Genomic DNA, 18,611 nt, shown 5'->3' with positions numbered 1-18,611 from the left:
GGCCGCGGGGTCGCCTCAGACGAGGGCCGGGCGCGGGCCGCCCAGCGACCCGACGACCTCGGCCAGCACCCGCTCGGCGTCCTCGTGCGGCACCTGGCAGGTGCCGGCCGCCACGTGCCCGCCCCCGCCGTGGCGCAGCGCGACGGCGCCGACGTCCGCGCTCGAGGTGCGGTCGAGGATCGACCTGCCCATCGCGAGCACGGTGTTCAGGCCCGCGCGGCCGGGGATCACGTGCACGGACACGCGCGCGGCCGGGAACAGCGCGTAGACGAGGAACCGGTTGCCGGCGTGGATGACGTCCTCGCCGCGCAGGTCCACCACGACGACGTCGCCGTGCAGGCGGCTGACGCGGCGCAGCTGCGCGGCGAACGGGTCGGCCTGCTGCTGGTAGAGCGCGACGCGCTCGGCGACGTCCGGCAGGGCGAGGATCGCCTCGACGTCGTCGTGCTCGATGCACGCGTCGATCAGCTGCATCATCAGGTCGTAGTTGGAGATCCGGAAGTCGCGGAAGCGCCCGAGCCCGGTGCGGCTGTCCATGAGGAAGTTCAGCAGCGTCCAGCCGGCCGGCTCCAGCACGTCCTGCAGGGAGTACGCGGCGGAGTCGGCCTGGTCCACCGCGCGCATGAGCTCCGAGGAGACCTGCGGGAAGCGCGTCGCGCCGCCGAAGTGCTCGAAGACGACCCGGGCCGCCGACGGCGCGGCGGCGTCGATCACGTGGTTGGCGGCCGCGGCGTTGCGCAGCACCTCGCTGGAGTGGTGGTCGAAGACCAGGTGCGCGGCGGGCGCGTAGGGCAGGTTCGTCAGGATGTCGCCTCCGGTGACCTCCACGACGCCGTCCTGGACGTCCTTGGGGTGGACGAAGGCGATCTCGTCCACGAGGTCGAGGGAGCGCAGCAGGACGGCGCACACGAGGCCGTCGAAGTCGCTGCGGGTCACGAGGCGGTAGCGCACGAGGTCCTCCTGGGCCGGGCCGGTCGTCGGCGTCCGCTGCCCATCGGCAGGCGCGCGCCGGCGCTGGAGCCGGCGCGCCTAGGCTCGCCCGCATGGCCGAAGCCCTCCCGACCGTCCCGACCCGCGCCGACGGGCGCGCCCCGGACCAGCTGCGCCAGGTGCGGATCACCCGGCGCTACCTGGAGGCCGGCGAGGGCAGCGTGCTCGTGGAGTTCGGCCGCACCACGGTGCTGTGCGTCGCCTCGTTCACCGAGGGTGTGCCGCGCTGGCGCAAGGGCAGCGGCGAGGGCTGGCTGACGGCCGAGTACGCGATGCTGCCGCGCGCGACGAGCACCCGCTCGGACCGCGAGTCGGTCAAGGGGAAGGTCGGCGGGCGCACCCAGGAGATCTCCCGCCTCGTCGGCCGCTCGCTGCGCGCGGCCGTGGACCTGAAGGCCCTCGGCGAGAACACCGTCGTCCTCGACTGCGACGTCCTGCAGGCGGACGGCGGCACCCGCACGGCCGCGATCACCGGCGCCTACGTGGCGCTCGCCGACGCCGTGGCGTGGGCCCGCTCGAAGGGCGTCGTGCGCAGGGACCCGCTGCGCGAGTCGGTGGCCGCCGTCAGCGTGGGCGTGGTCGGGCTCGGCGGCCGCGGCGTGCCGGTGCTCGACCTCGACTACACCGAGGACGTGCGGGCCGGCACCGACATGAACGTCGTCGTCAGCGGCTCGGGCCGGTTCGTGGAGGTGCAGGGCACCGCCGAGGGCGCGCCGTTCGACCGCGGCGAGCTCGACGCCATGCTCGACCTGGCCCTCGCCGGCTGCGCCGAGCTCACCCGCGTGCAGGCGCAGGCGCTGACGTCGTGACCGCCCGCCTGGTGCTGGCCACGCGCAACGCGCACAAGGTCGGCGAGCTGCGCTCGATCCTCACCGGCTCCCTGGGCGGTGCGGACGTCGTGGAGGTCCTCGCCGCCGGGGACCTGGGCCTGCCCGACGTGCCCGAGACCGGCGTCACCTTCGCCGAGAACGCCCTGCTGAAGGCGCGGGCTGTCGTCGCCGCGACCGGCCTGCCCGCGGTCGCGGACGACTCCGGCATCGCCGTCGACGTCCTCGGCGGCTCGCCCGGCATCTTCTCCGCGCGCTGGTGCGGGCGCCACGGGGACGACGCGGCGAACCTGGCCCTGCTGCTCGCCCAGGTCGCCGACGTCCCCGACGAGCACCGGGGCGCCGAGTTCGTCTGCGCGGCGGCCCTGGTCACCCCCGACGGCGCCGAGCGCGTCGAGCTCGGCCGGCTGCGCGGCGCCCTGGTGCGCGAGCCGCGCGGCAGCGGCGGCTTCGGCTACGACCCGGCGCTCGTGCCGCAGGGCCTGGACGTCACGTGCGCGGAGCTGTCAGCGGCGCAGAAGGAGGCGATCAGCCACCGCGGACGCGCCTTCCGCGCCCTCGCGCCGCAGGTGGCGTCGGCCCTCGGCCTCGGCGGCGCACCGGAGCAGGGGCCGCGCGGCGCGAGCGCCTGAGGCGCTGGTAGAGGCGGTAGGCGGTCGAGGCCGCGCTGGCGACGTAGAAGAACCTCATCGCCGGAACGCTAGGGGCGCGCGCTGCGCCCCGCCCGCCGGCGGGCGGGGCGCAGCGCGCGCCCCTAGCGTTCCGGGCGGTCGGTCAGCTCCAGCTCGACCTCCCGCGGCTCCCCGCCAGGGCTGCGCACCGTCAGCGTGACGGCGTCCCCCGGGTCGCGGGAGCGCAGCGCGGCGAGGAAGTCCTCCGGCGTGGCGATCGGCTCGTCGTCCACCGCCGTGATGACGTCACCGGCCCGCAGACCGGCCTGCTCGGCCGGGCCGTCCGGGACGACGCCGCGCACCAGGGAGCCCTCGGTGGCCTCGAGGCCGAACTGCTGCGCGATCTCGGGGGTCAGCGCCGCGGGGGCGATGCCCGCGAAGGCGTGCTCGGCGCGCCCGTCCTCCAGCAGCTGCTCCACGACGTCCACCGCGGTGGCCGCCGGGATGGCGAAGCCGAGGGCGACCGCTCCGGCCTGCGGCGGGATGTACGCCTCGGAGATGCCGATGACCTCGCCCTCGGCGTTCGACACGGCGCCGCCGCTGTTGCCGGGGCTGATGGCGGCGTCGGTCTGCACCAGGTCCACCAGCGACTGCTGGCCCTGCGTGGCCGAGCCGGGGATCTCGCGGTGCAGCCCCGAGACCACGCCGGCGGTGACGCTGTTCTGGAAGCCCAGGGGGCTGCCGATCACGACGGCCAGCGTGCCGATCCCGGGCAGCTCCTCCTGGAACGTCGCGGCCGGCAGGTCGGTGCGGTCGGTCTGCACGAGGGCCAGGTCGGTGATCGCGTCGGTGGCCGTCACCCGGCCCGGTGCGCGCTGCCCGTCCGCGAAGGCCACCTCGACGTCGGTGGAGCCGCGCACGACGTGCTCGTTCGTGACGACCAGGCCGTCCTCGGCGTAGATGACGCCGCTGCCGGTGCCCCCGCCGGTGAGGATCGTCACCACGCTGGGCGCGAGCTCCTGCGCGACCCCCGGCACGTCCTCCAGGCCGCCGGTGCCCGTCCCGCCCGAGCCGCTCCCCGAGCTGCCGGTCGTGCCGCCGGCCGCGCTGCCGGTCGTGCCGCCGGTCGTGCCGCCGCCGGGAGTCGCGTCGTCCGCGGACGCCGCCGCCTCGGACGCCGCCTCGTCGCCGGAGTCGGTGCCCGGGATGCCGGTGCCGGTGCACCCCGTGACCAGGGCGGCGGTGAGGAGCCCGGCGGCCAGCGCGGCCGCCGGGGTGCGGGGGAGCGTCGTGGGCATGCCCGGCCTCCTACCCGGCCGGGCCGTCCTCACGCAGCGCGCTCGCCGCTCGGGCGCCCCAGCGGCGTCTCGTCCAGGTGCTCGCGCAGCTGCCCGAGGGAGTCGAAGACGCGGACGGCGCCGGCGTCGGTCAGCTCCTCGACCGAGAAGCCCCCGGTGCGCACGGCGAGGGTGGGCACGTCCAGCTTGCCCGCCGCGATGCAGTCCCAGGTGGAGTCGCCGACCATCACGCCCTGCGCGCCCTCGACGCGCTGCAGCGCGGTCCGCACGAGGTCGGGCTCGGGCTTGCTCTTCTCCGCGTCCTCGGAGGTGGTCCAGGCGTCGGCGAGGTCCTTGCCGTCGACGAGGTCCAGGAAGTGCTCGACGTGCTGGGACTTCCCCGAGCTGGCCAGGACCAGCCGGAAGCCGCGGTCCTTGACCTCCTGCAGCAGGTCCCGGGCGCCCTCGAAGGGCTGGACCTCGTCGATGAGGCGGTCGAACTCCTCGACCCACGCGTCGCGCAGCTCGTCGCCGTGCTGCGCCTCGACGTCCTCGCCGCCGATGCTCGGCACGAACATGTCGCCGCCCATGCCGACGCCGCGGTGGATGCGCCACAGGGGGCGGGTGATGTCGTAGCGGCGGAACGCCCGGTACCAGGCCAGGGCGTGCTGGTAGTTGGTGTCGACGAGGGTGCCGTCGACGTCGAAGATCGCGGTGTCGGCCATGGCCCCCTGTTACCCCCGAGGGCGCGGGCCACCCACCCGGTCGGTGCGCGAGGCGGGACTCGAACCCGCACGCCCGGAGGCACAGGGACCTAAACCCTGCGTGGCTGCCAGTTTCACCACTCGCGCGACGGAGCCCCGGCACGCGCGTCAGCCGAGGCCGAGCTCCTCGCGCAGGCGCGCGACGTGGCCGCTGGCCCTCACGCCGTAGCGCGCCAGCGCCACCCGGCCCTCGGGGTCGACGACCACCGTGGAGCGGATCACCCCCGTGCTCGCGCGCCCGTACGCGGTCTTCTCGCCCCACGCGCCCCACGCCTGGAGGACGGCGTGATCGGGGTCGCTGGCGAGCGGGTAGGTCAGGTGCTCGTCGGCGGCGAACCGCTGCAGGGCGTCCAGGTCGTCGGGGGAGACTCCCACGACGTCGTAGCCCGCGCCCTGCAGCGAGGCCAGGGAGTCGCGGAAGTCGCACGCCTGCGTGGTGCAGCCCGGCGTGCTGGCGGCCGGGTAGAAGTAGACGACCACCGAGCGCCCGCGGTGCCCGGACAGCGAGAAGGTGCCGCCCGGGACCGCCGGGAGGGTGAAGTCCGGGGCCGGGTCGCCGACCTCGAGTCGCTGGCTCACGCGCCGCAGCCTACGCGGCGGCCCGTGCGGCGGCCGTCCTCGCGGACGGGCGCCGACCCGTGCGCACGCACGGGCCCCGGCACCGCCGGGACGCTGGTTGCGACGCTGTCGCAGGTAGCAGGAGACTCGCGGCCATGCACGTGCCCGACGGCTTCCTCGACGCGACGACCTCCGCAGCGACCGCGGCGGTCGCCGCCGGCGCGGTGGGCGCGGCGCTGCAGCGCTCCGGGCAGGAGGTGCGGGAGGCGGGCGCCCCCCTCGCGGGCCTGACCGCGGCGTTCGTCTTCGCCGCCCAGACGGTCAACTTCCCCGTCGGGGCCGGCACCAGCGGCCACCTGGTCGGCGGCGCGCTGGCCGTGGCGCTGGTGGGCCCGTGGACGGCGGTGCTGTGCATGACGGTCGTCCTCGCCGTCCAGGCGCTGCTGTTCGCCGACGGCGGCCTGACGGCGCTGGGCACCAACGTGCTGCTCCTGGCGGTCGTCGCCGTCGTGGCCGCGGCGCTGGTGCAGCGCGCGGTGCTCTCGGTGCTGCCGCGGCGCCCGCGCAGCGCCGTGCCGGCCGCCGCCGCGGCCGGCCTGGTCTCCGTGCCCGCCGCCGCGCTCGCCTTCACGGGCCTGTACGCGATCGGCGGCGCCGTGCCCGTGCCCGTCGGCGCCCTGGCGCTGGCGATGGGCGGCTGGCACCTCGTCATCGGCCTGGGGGAGGCGGTGATCACCGCCTCCGTGGTCGCGGCGGTGGTGGCGACCCGCCCGGACCTCGTGCACGCCGCGCGGCACCTGCGCCCGGACCTCGTGCTCGTGGACGCCGCCGGCGTCCGCAGCACGGTGACGGCGAGCGCGGCGGCGCACCCGGCGGCGCACCCGGCGGCGCCCGCCCGGGCGGCGCTGCCGCTGGCCACCGGGCTGGCGGTCACCGCGGTGGTCGCCGGGCTGGCGGGCCTGGTGGCCAGCACCTCCCCGGACGGCCTGGAGCGCGTGAGCGCGGTGCTCGGCTTCGACGCCGCGGCCGCCTCGCCGCTGACGGCCGCCTCGCCGCTGGCGGACTACGCGCTGCGCGGCGTGACGAGCCCGGCGGTGGCGACCGGGCTCGCCGGCGTCGCCGGCGTCCTCGTCACCGTGCTCCTCGCGCTGGCGGCCGCGAGCGCGTCCCGCTCCCTGCGGGCGCGCCGCGGCGCCCGGGGGTGAGCGCCGGCGTCGACGGGCTGCTCGTGGTGCGCGACAGCCCCGTGCACCGGCTGCCCGCGCACGTGAAGACCCTCGCCCTCGTGCTGTTCGCCCTCGCCGTCGTCGCCACCCCGGCGGGCGCCTGGGCCGCGTTCGCCGCCCAGGCCGCCCTGCTGCTGCTCGCCGTCCTCCTGGCCCGGGTGCCGCTGCCCGTGCTCGGCCGGCGCCTCGTCGTGGAGGCCCCGTTCGCCGTCTCCGCCCTCCTGCTGCCCCTCGTGGCGACCGGCCCGCGCACGCAGGTCGCCGGCGTGGCGCTCTCGCAGCCGGGCCTGCTGGGTGCCGGCACGCTGCTCGCCAAGGCGACGCTCGGGACGGGCGCGGCGGTGCTGCTGGCCAGCACGACCGCACCGCGCGACCTGCTGGCAGGTCTGGAGCGGCTGCGCCTGCCCGCGCCGCTGCTGTCGGTGATGGCGTTCATGCTGCGCTACGCCGCGGTGGTCGCCGACGACCTGCGCCGGGTGCGGATCGCGCGGGAGGTGCGCGGCGCCCCCGCCAGCCGCGCCCGGCACCTGGCGGCGGTGGCCGCGGGCGTCGGCGCGGTGTTCGTGCGCACCTACGAGCGGGGGGAGCGCGTGCAGCAGGCGATGCTCGCGCGCGGCTGGCGCGGCGGGGCGGTGGCGCCGGAGGGGGTGCGCGCCCGCGCGCCGCAGTGGCTGGCGGCGGCGGCGCTGCCGGCGGCGGCTGCCGTCGTCGCGGCCCTCGCCGCCGGCGCGGGCCCCCTCGCAGGGAGCGCGGCGTGAGCGCCGCGCCGTCGTCCGGAACGCCGTCGTCCGGAGCGCCGCCGTCCCTGCAGGTGCGGCGCCTGGCGTTCGCCCACCCCGACGGGCGCCAGGTGCTCTTCGGCGTGGACCTGGTGGTCGAGCGCGGCGAGCGCGTCGCCGTGCTGGGCCCCAACGGCGCCGGCAAGACGACGCTCGTGCTGCACCTGGCCGGCGTGCTCGGCGCGGTCGCCGGCGGCACCGGCAGCGGCGAGGTCGTCGTGGGCGGCCTGCCGCTGACCCGCGCGAGCCTGGCGGAGGTGCGCCGGCGCGTGGGCCTGGTCTTCCAGGACCCGGACGACCAGCTGTTCATGCCCACCGTGCGCGACGACGTCGCGTTCGGGCCGCGCAACGCCGGCCTGCGCGGCGAGGAGCTGGAGCGGCGGGTGGGGCGGGCGCTGGAGCAGGTGGGCATGGCGGACGCCGCCGACCGCCCTCCGCACCACCTGTCCTTCGGGCAGCGGCGGCGCGTGGCGGTGGCCACGGTGCTCGCGATGCGGCCGGAGGTGCTCGTGCTCGACGAGCCGACGAGCAACCTCGACCCGGCCAGCCGCCGGGAGCTCGCGGAGGTGCTCGAGCGCCTGGACGTCACGGTCGTCGTCGTCACCCACGACCTGCCGTACGCGCTGCAGACCTGCCCGCGCTCGGTGGTGCTGGACGGCGGCCGCATCGTCGCCGACGGCCCGACGCGGCGGCTGCTCGCCGACGCCGAGCTGCTGGCCGCGCACCGCCTGGAGCTGCCGTTCGGGTTCGACCCGGCCTCCCGGACTGCCGACGGATCGGGCGCGCGCTAGGTTGCCCGGCATGTCCAGCCCGAGCAACGACCACGCCGACGCGCCGAACTCCCCGGGCCGGCCCGTGAACCGGCAGGGGTCCTCGGACCTGCCCACCGACCCGGCGCGGCTGCAGCGGGAGATCGACGCCCGCCAGGACCACCTGGCCCGCACCGTCGACGAACTCACCGCGCGCGTGGCGCCCAAGGAGCTGGCGCGCCGCACGGCGGCCGACGCGCAGGCGAGGGCCCGCGAGCTGGTCCTCGACGAGGACGGCGCGCTGCGGGTGGAGCGCGTCGCCGCCGCGGGCGCCGTGGTGCTCGGGCTGCTGGGCGCGTCGATCTGGCGCCGCCGCCGCTCCTGACCCGCCGCCCGCGGCGGGTACGGTCGGCGGCGTGAGCCAGACGAGCGCCGGCGCGGGGGAGCGGCTGCCGATCCGCATGCTGCACGACCGCGTGCTGGTCTCCCTGGACCGCGAGGCGGGCGAGCGCCGCTCGGGCAGCGGCATCGTCATCCCGGCCACCGCGGCCGTCGGGAGGCGCCTGTCGTGGGGGTCCGTGGCCGCCGTCGGGCAGCACGTGCGCCAGGTGCAGCTGGGCGACCGCGTGCTGTTCGACCCCGAGGACCGCGCCGAGGTCGAGCTGCAGGGCAGCGAGTACGTGCTGCTGCGCGAGCGCGACCTGCACGCCGTGGCCGCCCCGCGCGTCGAGGGCGGCCAGACGGGCCTGTACCTCTGAGCGCCGCGCGACCCCCGGGCGCGGCGCGGCCCAACGCCCGCTACACCGTCCTCGACGCGCCCGGCCCGCTGCCGCGGGACATGCTGCGCGACCTCCTCGCGATCCGCCGCGACCCCCTCGCCTACCTGGCCCGCACGGCGGCGCGCCACGGCGACCTCGTCGCCTTCCCGCTGCCGCGCACGCCGGTGCTGCTCGTGAACACGGTCGCCGGCGCCCGGCGGGTGCTCGTGGAGAACGCGGGCGCGTGGTCCAAGCGCACCGTGCAGTACGGCGCGCTCTCCCTCGTCACGGGCAGCGGCCTGCTCACCAGCGACGGCACCGCGTGGCGCAGCGCGCGCCGCGCCGTCCAGCCCGCCTTCCACCCCGCGGGCCTCGGCGCCGTCGCCGAGCAGTCGGTCGCCGCCGCCGAGCGGATGCGCACCCGCTGGTCGGCCGCCGGCGGGGACGGCGGCGGGGACGGGGGCGTGGTCGACGTCGACGCGGCCGCGCTGCAGGCGACCCTGGAGGTCGTCGGGCGCACGCTGTTCGGCAGCGACGTCGCCGACGACGGCGAGCGCGTCGTCTCCGCCGTCCTGCAGGCCCTCGACGTCGTCATCGCCCGCGCCCGCACGCCGCTGCCCGTGCCGCAGCGGGCGCCCACGCGGGCCAACCGGCGCCTGGCCCGCGCGCGCCGGGTGCTCGACGAGGTCGTCGAGCGCGTCGTCTCCCGCCGCCGGGCCGCGGGCGTCGCGGCAGGCGACACCGACCTGCTCGCCCTCCTGCTGCGCGCGGTGGACGCCGGAGCGCTCCCGCCGCAGGCCGTGCGCGCCGAGCTGGTCACCATGGTCATCGCCGGCCACGAGACCGTCGCCTCGGCGCTGACGTGGACGCTGCACCAGCTCGCGCAGCACCCGGAGGCCCAGGCGCGGCTGCACGCGGAGCTGGACGCCGTCCTCGGCGGGCGGGCGCCGACCTGGGAGGACCTGCCGTCGCTGCGCTGGACCCGCGCGGTCGTCGACGAGGCGCTGCGCCTGCAGCCGCCCGCGTGGGTGGTCACCCGGCGGGCGGAGGCGGACGACGTTGTGGACGGCGTCGCCGTCCCGGCCGGTGCGCTCGCGATCGTCAGCCCCTGGCTGCTGCACCGGCGCGCCGACGCCTTCGCCGACCCCGCGCGCTTCGACCCCGAGCGGTTCCTCGAGGGCTCCGGCGCGCCGGCGGTGCCGCGCGGGGCGTACCTGCCGTTCGGAGCGGGCAGCCGCCTGTGCATCGGCCGCGACTTCGCGCTCGTGGAGACCGTCCTCGTGCTGGCGGCCCTGCTGCGCGACCGGCGCGTGGAACCGGTCGGCGACCGCCCGCCGGTCGTGCAGGCGCTGGTGACGCTGCGCCCGCGCGGTGGACTTCCGCTTCGACTGCGCACCCGTCGGGTTGGTACACTGAAGGCGGACGCGCGCTGCTAGCTCAATTGGCAGAGCAGCTGACTCTTAATCAGCGGGTTCTGGGTTCGAGTCCCAGGCGGCGCACCACGAGGAGCCCCACCGGCGGCGAGCGCGGGTGGGGCTCCTGCGCGTCCGGGCCGCGGTCCCCGGCGCGCGGGGCTCAACGCCGGCCCGGCTCCTGCCGATGGGACGGGACCGCCTGCGAGGAGGACCCCCCGATGCGCACGACCCGGAACGCGCCCCGCGAGGAGACCAGCGCTCCCGTCGCACCCGGTGCGCCCGGTGCGCCCGCCGCAGCCGCCGCGCCCGGCGGCGCCGAGGACGTGCACGACCGGCTGCTGGTCGCCATCGCCGAGGTCGAGCGGCGGGTGCACCTGGCGCGCGCCGAGGTCGCCCGCACGGGCGCCTGGACGGCGTCCGACCTGGGCCCGCACCTGCCGGCGCTCATGCGCGACCGCTCCGCCGTCCAGCAGCACCGCCTCTTCGCGCGCCTGCCGCACCCGCGCGCGCCGCGCGCGCCCGCCGGCGCGTGCCCCGCGTGCGGCGGCCCCTCGCCGTGCACGGCCGTGGCCGTGCTGCTCGCCCGGTACGGCCTGTCCGACCCCCGCTGAGGCCCGGCGCCGGGCCCAGCGCTCAGCGGCGGGCGGCGTCGTCCACGTGCAGGACGGCCGAGGGGCAGAACGGGTCGGGGATGGTCCGGGCCTGCGGCCCGGACCAGATGCACGTGCACCGGCGCTGGTGCATCGGCGTGCGAGGACGCGGCACCTCGGCGGACCTCGTCAGCAGCTCGTCGTCACCAGGCGCGTCACCAGCCGTGCCACCAGCCATGTCACCAGCCATGCCGTCCAGTGTCGGCACGCGCGCGCCCGTCCCGCTGGCGAACACGCCGAGCCGGCGCCGCCGGAACGCCGCCGGAACCCAGCCGGAACACCGCCGGAACACCGCCGGAACACGCAGGACGCACGGGGCGCCTACCGCGCCTGCACCCACCACGGCCGCTCGGGCCGGCCCTCGGCGGCCAGGATGCCCGCCGAGTCCGGGCCGCCTCGGGTGCCGAGGTCGCACAGGAGCGAGAGCGGCACGCGCTCGGCCAGCAGCCCCATCACCGCGTCGTCCTCCGGGTGCGGGTGCGTCGGCGAGATCATCCCGGTGCCTCCTCCAGGGCCGCGCCGCCCGGTGCGGCGCGCTGGAGGGAGGATCGACCCCGGGATCGGGCGCTTGAGGTGCGGCTGACCCGTCCGGGGCGGGTGTGGAAGCGCCGCCGCGGGGAAGTTCGTGCGCGTGTTCCTCTTCTTCAGCAACCGCAGCGGCTGCCTGGGCTCGCTGCTCATCTCCCTGGTCGGGACGGCGATCCTCCTGCTGGTGCTCCTCGCCCTGTGAGCCGCTACGCGGTGATGCTGCTCATGACGTGCTCGGTGCGGGTGTAGTCCTCGAAGCCGTACGCGGACAGGTCCTTGCCGCACCCGGAGCGGCCGAAGCCGCCGTGCGGCACCTCCGCCACGAGCGGGATGCGCGTGTTGATCCAAACGCATCCGAAGTCCAGGGCCTTCGCCATGCGCATCACCCGCCCGTGGTCGCGCGTCCACGCGCTCGAGGCGAGGCCGTACTGGCTGTCGTCGGCCCAGCGCACCGCCTGCGCCTCGTCCTCGACGCGCTGCACCGTGATGACGGGGCCGAAGACCTCCTCGCGGGCGATCTCGTCGTCCTGGCGCAGGCCCGTCACGCAGCAGGTCCTCGGATCGGACGCCGGTGCTCATCACAGCCAGGTCCTCTTGCGATCTTTACAGGACTTTGCGTACTGTACGCAAAGTCCTGTAAAGAGCGCAAAGAAGTAGCGTGCCTCTTGACGCGGTGCTGAACCCCTACACGCCCGGGGCTGGGCAGCCACCGGCCTTCCTCATCGGCCGCGCAAGGGAGCTGTCGGATTTCCAAGCGCGTCTCCAGCGGCTCGAGAACGGCCGAGGGGCTCAGTGCACCCTCATCGTCGGCCTACGCGGTGTGGGCAAGACGGTGCTCCTCAACGAGTTCGCCCGCGCTGCCCTGACGCGACAGTGGGTCGTCGTCGAGTACGAACTCACGGCCGGGTCCAACGTGATCGAGACCGTGTCCAGGCTGGTTCGTGAGGCTCTTCTCGAGATCGCTCCGCCCTCTCGATGGAGCGCGGCCGCCAAGAAGGTCTCGCGGATCCTGGGCGGCATGGAGGCTACCTAGTCGATCGGCGGCCTCACCATCGGACTGGCGGCCCCTGATGAGCAGCAGGCGGCTAGCGGTGACCCCGTGCGGGACGTCACGGACCTCTTCGTCGCCTTGGGCGAAGCCGCACGGGACCACAGGCGTGGAGTGGCCTTCATGTTCGACGAACTGCAGTTCGCCGCTTCGGAGGCGCTCGGCGCCGTGGTGTCGGCACTGCACAAGGTCGCCCAACGGACCCTGCCGCTCACCATGGTCGCCGCAGGACTGCCTCAGACGCGAGGAGTGTTAGCAGAAGCTGCCTCGTACTCCGAGCGCATGTTCGAGACCAGGACCGTGGAGCGGCTGGTCAGCGCCGATGCCATGGCGGCTCTAGCCGAGCCGGCAAGGGCTGAGGGAGTCGAGATGCTCAGCTCCGCGCTTGACGAGGCAGTGCGGTTCACGGACGGTCACCCGTTCTTCCTGCAGGTGTTCGGTGACCACCTCTGGCGCACGTCCGAGGCGTCTCCGATCACCCTGGAGGACGCGATCCGAGTCGGCCCTCTCGTGAGGGACTGGCTCGATCGAGGCTTCTTCACCTTCCGCACAGACAGGCTGCCCGACGCACAGCGCCGCTACCTCCGCGCCATGGCTCAACTCGGCCCAGGTGAGCACTCCAGCGGAGACATCGCCGCAGTTCTCGGCCTGAAGTCTTCAGCTCCGGTCGGGCAGACCCGAGATGCACTGATCAGGCGAGGTCTCGTCTACAGTCCGCGTCTCGGCTATGCCGCGTTCACCGTCCCGCAGTTCGACGACTACATGCGGCGTCACTTCGAACTCGAGCTGCACACTCCGCGCCCGCGCCGAGGACCGGATTAGGCTCGCGTCAGCCGCGCGGAGCCAGCAGTCAGCAGTCGCTCGACGACGGCGGTGGTCCGCGCCCGGTCTTGGAGGACGCGCAGAGGCGGCTGTGTTATCAGGCAGCGGCGGCCATCGGGGCTGAGGACCTGGGGCCGTCGCTGGGTCGCTGTACCGGCGTTGATCCAGTCGTGGATGACCTGGGAGCTCAGGGTGTCTGGCCCGTGGCGGTGGAAGACCGTGGACCCTGCAGCCATCGGAGGATGGGCCGGACGGACCGAGCCCCACCGAGCACGCCCCAGGTGCCTTCCTGCGCGCTGCGGTGGCCCGTGCGTGGCTCGTCGACGAGAGCCGCCGATGGCCAGTTCGCCACCCGACCACTCTCCCGCGCCACCGCTGGTCGGAGGGCCACCTGCGTGGGGTGAGTGACGGGACTTGAACCCGCGACATCCTGGACCACAACCAGGTGCTCTACCAGCTGAGCTACACCCACCACGGCCGGGCCCTCGGCCCGGCAGCGGAACGATCCTAGAGCACTCCGGGCGCGGACGACGTCCCCGCCGGAGGGGAGACCGCGGGGGCGGTCGAGGACGCGGTGGAGGACGGGGCGGGGGAGGTGGCGGAGCGCGGGGCGAGCGCCCGCTCGGCGGCCGCCTTCGACGCTGCGGAGTCCGGGCCCGGCGGCGGCACGAACACCGCCTCCCGGTAGTAGCGCAGCTCGAGGACGCTCTCGTGGATGTCCGCCAGGGCCCGGTGCCCCCCGGCCTTGGTGGGGGCGGCGAAGTACGCCCGCGGGTACCAGCGCCGGGCCAGCTCCTTGACGGAGGAGACGTCGACGATCCGGTAGTGCAGGTGGGCGTCGAGCGCCGGCATGTCGCGGGCGAGGAACCCGCGGTCGGTGCCGACGGAGTTGCCCGCCAGCGGGGCCTTGCGCGGCTCCGGGACCAGCCGGCGCACGTGCTCGAGCACGGCCTGCTCGGCCTCCGCCAGGCTCATGCCGTCGGCCAGCTGCGAGAGCAGCCCCGAGGTGGTGTGCATGTGCCGGACGACGTCGCGCATCTGGTCCAGCGCCGCCTGCGGGGGCCGGATGACGACGTCGAGGCCGTCGTCCAGCACCGTCAGCGCGGAGTCGGTGACGAGGACGGCGACCTCGACGAGGGCGTCGGCGGCGAGGTCCAGGCCGGTCATCTCGCAGTCGATCCACACGATGCGGTCGGCGGAGGCGCTGGGCACCGGCTCACTGTACGGGCGCGTGCCGGCAGCGCCCGCCAACTACTCTCCCGCCATGGACCTGGGCACCGCGCGTCCGGTGGGCGAGCCACCCGTCCCCCACCCCCCGCGCGAGCCCGGGCGCTCGCGCCTGGCGCGCGTCCTGCTGCGCGTGGTCGCCGTGCTGCTGCTGGTCAGCTGCGGGCTGCTGACGCTCGTCGCGATCCTCGGCGACACCGGCCCCACCGGCCTCGTCGTGGGGCTGCTGCTGGCCGTCGTCCCGGTCTTCCCCGTCGTGGCGGTGTTCCTGTGGCTGGACCGCTACGAGGCCGAGCCGCGGGGGCTGCTGCTCTTCGCCTTCGGCTGGGGCGCGTTCGTGGCGACCTTCGCGGCGCTCGTGCTCAACACCGCCTCCGTCGAGGCGATCCGCGCGGCGGGCGGCGACGAGGGCCTCGTGCCCGTCTTCGTCGCCCCCGTGGTCGAGGAGGGCGCCAAGGGCCTCGCGGTCCTCCTGGTGCTGCTGACGCGGCGGCGCGAGTTCGACGGCGTCGTCGACGGCATCGTCTACGCCGGCCTGGCCGGCATCGGCTTCGCCTTCGTCGAGAACGTCCTCTACCTCGGGCGCAGCCTCCTCGAGGAGGGCAGCGCGGCCACCGCCGTCGTCTTCGTGGTGCGCTGCCTGTTCTCTCCCTTCGCCCACCCGCTGTTCACGATGGCCACCGGGGTCGGCCTCGGCCTGGCGGCCAGCCGCCGCTCCCCGGCGGTGAGGGTGCTCGCGCCCCTGGCCGGGTTCGTCGCCGCCGTGCTGCTGCACGGCCTGTGGAACTTCTCCGCCGTCCAGGGCCTGCAGGGCTTCGTCGGGGCCTACGTGGCGCTGCAGGTGCCGGTCTTCCTCCTCGCCGTCGCGGTCGCCGTCGCCGCGCGCGCCCGCGAGGGGCGCCTGCTGCGCCGCCACCTCGGCGCCTACGCCGCCAGCGGCTGGATCACCGGCGCGGAGGCGGCGATGCTCGGCTCCCTGGAGGAGCGCCGGCGCGCCCGCGACTGGGCCGGGCGCACCTTGGGGCCGGGCGCCGAGCGGGCCATGCGCGACTTCCAGGACCTCGCCACCGAGCTGGCGTTCCTGCGCGAGCGCGTGGTGCGCGGCACGGCGCCGCACGACGCGCCGGAGGCCGAGCTGCGCACGCTGCAGGCCATGTGGCACCTGCGGCGGGGCTTCCTGCCGCGACCGGTCGAGGTGCGCTGAGGCCGGCGGTCCGGGCCCGGGGCCCGGGGCGCCACCGCGTGCCCTCGCGCGGTCTCAGGGCACGCGGGCGAGCAGGGACGCCGCGCAGCGCACCACGAGGTCGCGGTCGAAGGTCAGCACCGCGTGCCACTCGTCCGCCGGCTCCGGGGTCGAGGACGCCGGGCGGGCCACCAGCGCCGCGGCGAACCCCGGCCCGAGCACCACGGCGTCCCAGTCGTGCAGCAGGGGGTCCGCGGGCGGGTCCGCGCGCCGCTCGAGGCCGCTCCACTGCACCACGGGCCGCACGGCGGCGCTGAGCACGGTCGTGCCGCGCGAGGTCGAGGTCGTCACCAGCGCGGTGCCGCCAGCGGTGCCATCAGCAGTGCCACCAGCGGTGCCACCAGCGGCGTCGGCGGGTCCGCCGGCGGTGAGCACGAGGGCGGCCGGGTCCACGCGCGGCGCCTGGTCGAGCAGCTGCTCGACCACCGCGCGCACGGCGCCCCCGGGCAGTCGGCGGGTGCCCGTCGAGCTCGAGACGATGGCGAAGGGCGTCAGCGGCACGGCCCGGTCGACCAGGCGCGGCAGCATCGGCAGCGCCCGGGTGGGGAAGTCGAGGGTGCCGGGCAGCTCCGCGGGCGCGCCCAGCAGGTGGCCCTGCCCCAGCCCGACGCCCAGGGCGCGGACGAGGTCGTGCTGCTCGGCGGTCTCGATGCCCTCGGCCACGACGACGGCGCCCGTGCGCTCCGCCTGCGCCAGCACCGCGTGCAGCACCTGCGCCGCGCCCGCGCCGGCGCCGGGCGCCAGCAGGGCGGCGTCCAGCTTGAGCACGTCCGGCTCGAGCACGGGCATCAGCGCCAGCGACGCCGGGTCGGCGCCGATGTCGTCCAGGGCGATCCCCCAGTCCTGCTCGCGCACGCGGTCCGCCGCCCGCAGCACGGCGGCCGGGTGCTCGCCCAGGGCGCGCTCGGTGATCTCGGCGTAGCAGCGCAGGTCGCTCATGTCGCGCCAGGCCAGCGCGTCCTCGCCCGGCGGGCCGGCCAGCCCCGCCGGCTCGGCGTTGACGAACAGCGACAGCGGGTGGCGGAAGGCGACCGAGCGCGCCGCGTCGACGGCGCGGCGCCGGCACAGCCAGTCCAGCTCGCGCACCAGGCCCGCCCGGCGGGCGGCGGTGAACAGCGCGTCGGGCAGCTCCAGGCGGCTGCCTCGCGGCCCGCGCGCGAGCGCCTCGTACCCGACGACGTCACCGGAGGTGAGGTCGACCAGCGGCTGGAACACCGGCGTGACGGCGGCGCCCTCGAGGACGTCCTCGAGAGCGCCGGTGCTCGCTGCAGGACCCACGGCACCATCCTGCCGCTGCTGCCCGCCCGCCCGCACGGTGCTGCTCCTCCCGTCCGTCGTCCGACCGACAGCCGCTCCCAGCCGCTCGTCAGCCGGCCCTGCGGGCCGGGTGGCGGTCGGGTAGGGCCCGCGGCAGCTCCTCGGCCGCCCGCTCCAGCGGCGCCGCGGCGGCGACGAAGCCGTCGGGCCGCACGAGGAGCGCCGTGCCGGCGTCCAGGCCCCTCGCCGGGCAGGGCGCGAAGGCGTGCACCGGGGTGCCCAGCCGCTGGGCGAGCGCCCGCGCGGCCGCGTCGTCCCCCGGGCCGTAGCAGTGCACCTGCCAGGTGGCCGAGCGCAGGACGGCGTGGTTCTCGCCCGTCCACGGCAGCCGGCGCCCCACCACGCGCCCCCGCCGCGCGCCCGAAGCCGTGCGGGCCTCCTCGCTCATCCAGTAGTGGATCCGCACCTGGGCGACGTACTCGAACACCCGGGAGGCGCCCCGCACGCGCGGCACGGCCCGGACCGCGAGCGGCACGACGCGCGGCACCACGCGCGTGCGCACCAGGCGCGCCAGCGGCCGCTGGGAGGTGATCACCCCGAAGGCGCGGTCGGTGGTGGAGACCAGGTGCCGCGCCACGGGCCGGCGCTCGGCGTCGTAGCGGTCGAGGGAGGCGTCGGAGGCCGTGCCGGCGAGGACGTCGACCAGCTTGAGGGCGAGGCCGTGCGCGTCCTGCAGGCCGGTGTTCATGCCCTGCGCGCCCACGGGGGAGTGCACGTGCGCGGCGTCCCCGGCCAGCAGCACGGGCCCGTCGCGGAAGGTCGCCGCCACGCGGTGGTGCACCCGGTAGGTGGAGGACCAGGTCGTCGGCCCCCACACGACCCCGTAGACGCGCTGCAGCAGCGCGCGCACGTCGCCCTCGTCGACGGCGCCGTCCCCGTCGGCGTCCTGGACCAGCCCGACGAGGCGGTGGCGCTCGCCGGCGCCCATCGGGAAGGTGAGCAGGAAGCTGGTGGCGCCGGGACGGGCGTTGACCGCTCCCGGCACCAGGCCGCGCACGCCGGCGGCGTCCGCGACGAAGAAGGTGCCCGCGTTCGTCACGCCCTCGAAGGGGATGCCGCGCAGGGAGCGCACGGTGGAGGAGGCGCCGTCGGCGCCGATGCAGTACCGGGCGCGCACGCGGACGGCGCCGTGCGGGCCCTGCAGCTCGGCCACGACGCCGGGCCCCTCGCCGCTCGCGCCGCCGCTCGTCCCGCCCGCCCCGCTGGCACCGCCGTCGCCGTCGCGCAGCGCGGTGAGCCGGTGACCCCAGCGCACGCGCCCGCCCAGGCGCTGCAGGTGCTCGACGAGCAGGCGCTCGTTCTCGCTCTGCTCCAGCACGTGGATGCGCGGGTACGGCGTGACGCCGCCGCCCAGCTCGCCCAGCTCGACCCGCCCGAAGCTGCGGCGCTCGTACCCGGGGGCGACGGCGTCGGCGACCCGCGCCCGCTCCAGCACGCGGTCGACGACGCCCAGCTGGTCGTAGACCTCCAGGGTGCGCGCCTGCAGCGCCAGGGCCCGCGACTCGCGCGTGGGCCCGGCCTTGCCGTCCACGACCACCGCGTCGACCCCGCAGCGCGCCAGCCAGCACGCGGCCATCACCCCCGTTGGCCCGGCCCCGACGACGAGGACGTCGCACGCGCTCGTCGGGACGTCGGGGGTCGGCACGTCGGGGGTCGGCACGTCGGGAGCGGGCACGGCGACCTCCTCGGACGGGGCTGCGCGGCGCGAGGATCGCCCCCAGCGTAGGCGCCGGTGCCCTTGTGCGGGCCCGGCGGGCGCGAGGAGCATGGTGCGCGGACGGCGGCGCCGTGCCGCCGCCCGTCGCAGCGAGGGGGCGACGGC

At 76.4% G+C, this 18,611-nt stretch carries 21 protein-coding genes, 3 tRNA genes and 1 pseudogene; 13 read left to right on the top strand and 12 right to left on the bottom strand.

Going from position 1 to position 18,611, the window contains the following annotated elements; genetic code table 11:
- Window positions 1-15: 15 nt before the first annotated feature.
- Entirely contained in the window at window positions 16-951 is a 936-nt protein-coding gene (locus tag BLS82_RS01830; RefSeq protein WP_092861078.1) for a cupredoxin domain-containing protein, read from the bottom strand.
- 92 nt (window positions 952-1,043) lie between these two features.
- Between BLS82_RS01830 and rph the strand changes: the two genes are divergently transcribed.
- Window positions 1,044-1,799 (top strand): ribonuclease PH, encoded by a 756-nt coding sequence (gene rph, locus BLS82_RS01825; RefSeq protein ID WP_092861076.1) that lies wholly within the window; start codon window positions 1,044-1,046, stop codon window positions 1,797-1,799.
- Window positions 1,796-2,449, top strand: a complete 654-nt coding sequence (gene rdgB, locus BLS82_RS01820) for an RdgB/HAM1 family non-canonical purine NTP pyrophosphatase (protein ID WP_092861074.1) — start codon at window positions 1,796-1,798, stop codon at window positions 2,447-2,449. The genes rph and rdgB overlap by 4 nt, the downstream gene beginning before the upstream one ends.
- Window positions 2,450-2,571: 122 nt before the next feature.
- Here the strand turns inward: rdgB and BLS82_RS01815 are convergent, their stop codons facing one another.
- The 4 genes from BLS82_RS01815 to BLS82_RS01800 form a co-directional block, all read right to left on the bottom strand.
- Complete coding sequence (locus BLS82_RS01815) at window positions 2,572-3,726, bottom strand: S1C family serine protease (RefSeq protein ID WP_092861072.1); 1,155 nt, start codon at window positions 3,724-3,726, stop codon at window positions 2,572-2,574.
- Between the two features lie 29 nt (window positions 3,727-3,755).
- Window positions 3,756-4,430: an HAD family hydrolase gene (locus BLS82_RS01810; RefSeq protein WP_092861070.1), complete on the bottom strand. Its 675-nt coding sequence runs from the start codon at window positions 4,428-4,430 to the stop codon at window positions 3,756-3,758.
- Between the two features lie 44 nt (window positions 4,431-4,474).
- A tRNA-Leu gene (locus tag BLS82_RS01805) sits at window positions 4,475-4,556 on the bottom strand.
- Between the two features lie 21 nt (window positions 4,557-4,577).
- Window positions 4,578-5,048 (bottom strand): peroxiredoxin, encoded by a 471-nt coding sequence (locus tag BLS82_RS01800; protein WP_092861068.1) that lies wholly within the window; start codon window positions 5,046-5,048, stop codon window positions 4,578-4,580.
- 134 nt (window positions 5,049-5,182) lie between these two features.
- On the opposite strand from BLS82_RS01800, the gene BLS82_RS01795 reads away from it, so the two are divergent.
- The 8 genes from BLS82_RS01795 (at window position 5,183) to BLS82_RS01760 (ending at window position 10,565) form a co-directional block, all read left to right on the top strand.
- Window positions 5,183-6,232, top strand: coding sequence for an energy-coupling factor ABC transporter permease (locus tag BLS82_RS01795; RefSeq protein ID WP_092861066.1), 1,050 nt, complete (start codon window positions 5,183-5,185; stop codon window positions 6,230-6,232).
- A complete protein-coding gene (cbiQ, locus tag BLS82_RS01790) occupies window positions 6,229-7,011 on the top strand; it encodes a cobalt ECF transporter T component CbiQ (RefSeq protein WP_092861064.1) in 783 nt (260 codons plus the stop codon). Before BLS82_RS01795 ends, cbiQ begins: the two co-directional genes overlap by 4 nt.
- Window positions 7,008-7,823, top strand: a complete 816-nt coding sequence (locus BLS82_RS01785; protein WP_092861062.1) for an energy-coupling factor ABC transporter ATP-binding protein — start codon at window positions 7,008-7,010, stop codon at window positions 7,821-7,823. The genes cbiQ and BLS82_RS01785 overlap by 4 nt, the downstream gene beginning before the upstream one ends.
- A 10-nt stretch (window positions 7,824-7,833) precedes the next feature.
- Window positions 7,834-8,166, top strand: coding sequence for a DUF3618 domain-containing protein (locus BLS82_RS01780; protein WP_092861060.1), 333 nt, complete (start codon window positions 7,834-7,836; stop codon window positions 8,164-8,166).
- A gap of 76 nt (window positions 8,167-8,242) precedes the next feature.
- The gene (locus BLS82_RS01775) at window positions 8,243-8,539 is read left to right on the top strand and encodes a GroES family chaperonin (RefSeq protein WP_092862549.1); all 297 of its coding nucleotides are present in this window, start codon (window positions 8,243-8,245) and stop codon (window positions 8,537-8,539) included.
- 80 nt (window positions 8,540-8,619) lie between these two features.
- Window positions 8,620-9,975: a cytochrome P450 gene (locus BLS82_RS01770; protein ID WP_092861058.1), complete on the top strand. Its 1,356-nt coding sequence runs from the start codon at window positions 8,620-8,622 to the stop codon at window positions 9,973-9,975.
- A tRNA-Lys gene (locus BLS82_RS01765) sits at window positions 9,966-10,041 on the top strand. The genes BLS82_RS01770 and BLS82_RS01765 overlap by 10 nt, the downstream gene beginning before the upstream one ends.
- A gap of 131 nt (window positions 10,042-10,172) precedes the next feature.
- Window positions 10,173-10,565, top strand: a complete 393-nt coding sequence (locus BLS82_RS01760) for a hypothetical protein (protein WP_092861056.1) — start codon at window positions 10,173-10,175, stop codon at window positions 10,563-10,565.
- Window positions 10,566-10,587: 22 nt separating this feature from the next.
- Here the strand turns inward: BLS82_RS01760 and BLS82_RS01755 are convergent, their stop codons facing one another.
- From BLS82_RS01755 to BLS82_RS01750, 3 genes and pseudogenes are all read right to left on the bottom strand, one after another.
- Complete coding sequence (locus tag BLS82_RS01755; RefSeq protein WP_143028705.1) at window positions 10,588-10,794, bottom strand: hypothetical protein; 207 nt, start codon at window positions 10,792-10,794, stop codon at window positions 10,588-10,590.
- A 131-nt stretch (window positions 10,795-10,925) separates the two neighbouring features.
- Window positions 10,926-11,099 (bottom strand): hypothetical protein, encoded by a 174-nt coding sequence (locus tag BLS82_RS15515; protein ID WP_176818877.1) that lies wholly within the window; start codon window positions 11,097-11,099, stop codon window positions 10,926-10,928.
- A 239-nt stretch (window positions 11,100-11,338) separates the two neighbouring features.
- Window positions 11,339-11,677 (bottom strand): annotated as a pseudogene (locus tag BLS82_RS01750) (aldehyde dehydrogenase family protein); the annotation flags it as partial.
- A 128-nt stretch (window positions 11,678-11,805) separates the two neighbouring features.
- Here BLS82_RS01750 and BLS82_RS01745 point away from each other — a divergent pair.
- Window positions 11,806-12,165, top strand: coding sequence for an ATP-binding protein (locus tag BLS82_RS01745; protein ID WP_176818876.1), 360 nt, complete (start codon window positions 11,806-11,808; stop codon window positions 12,163-12,165).
- 138 nt (window positions 12,166-12,303) lie between these two features.
- A complete protein-coding gene (locus tag BLS82_RS01740) occupies window positions 12,304-13,002 on the top strand; it encodes an ATP-binding protein (protein ID WP_143028704.1) in 699 nt (232 codons plus the stop codon).
- A gap of 396 nt (window positions 13,003-13,398) precedes the next feature.
- On the opposite strand, the gene BLS82_RS01735 is transcribed toward BLS82_RS01740, so the two are convergent.
- A tRNA-His gene (locus tag BLS82_RS01735) sits at window positions 13,399-13,474 on the bottom strand.
- A 35-nt stretch (window positions 13,475-13,509) separates the two neighbouring features.
- Window positions 13,510-14,169, bottom strand: coding sequence for an oligoribonuclease (orn, locus tag BLS82_RS01730; protein WP_092862546.1), 660 nt, complete (start codon window positions 14,167-14,169; stop codon window positions 13,510-13,512).
- 64 nt (window positions 14,170-14,233) lie between these two features.
- Between orn and BLS82_RS01725 the strand changes: the two genes are divergently transcribed.
- Window positions 14,234-15,433 (top strand): PrsW family intramembrane metalloprotease, encoded by a 1,200-nt coding sequence (locus BLS82_RS01725; protein WP_218123444.1) that lies wholly within the window; start codon window positions 14,234-14,236, stop codon window positions 15,431-15,433.
- 54 nt (window positions 15,434-15,487) lie between these two features.
- Here BLS82_RS01725 and BLS82_RS01720 read toward each other — a convergent pair whose 3' ends face one another.
- Complete coding sequence (locus tag BLS82_RS01720; RefSeq protein WP_176818875.1) at window positions 15,488-16,750, bottom strand: sensor domain-containing phosphodiesterase; 1,263 nt, start codon at window positions 16,748-16,750, stop codon at window positions 15,488-15,490.
- Between the two features lie 88 nt (window positions 16,751-16,838).
- The gene (locus BLS82_RS01715) at window positions 16,839-18,464 is read right to left on the bottom strand and encodes an FAD-dependent monooxygenase (protein ID WP_218123443.1); all 1,626 of its coding nucleotides are present in this window, start codon (window positions 18,462-18,464) and stop codon (window positions 16,839-16,841) included.
- Between the last annotated feature and the right edge of the window lie 147 nt (window positions 18,465-18,611).

The sequence above is a fragment of the Quadrisphaera sp. DSM 44207 genome, assembly GCF_900101335.1.
Lineage (GTDB): Bacteria > Actinomycetota > Actinomycetes > Actinomycetales > Quadrisphaeraceae > DSM-44207.
The sequence above is the reverse complement of the archived record's forward strand: the minus strand, read 5'-3'. Positions and strand labels throughout refer to the sequence as shown.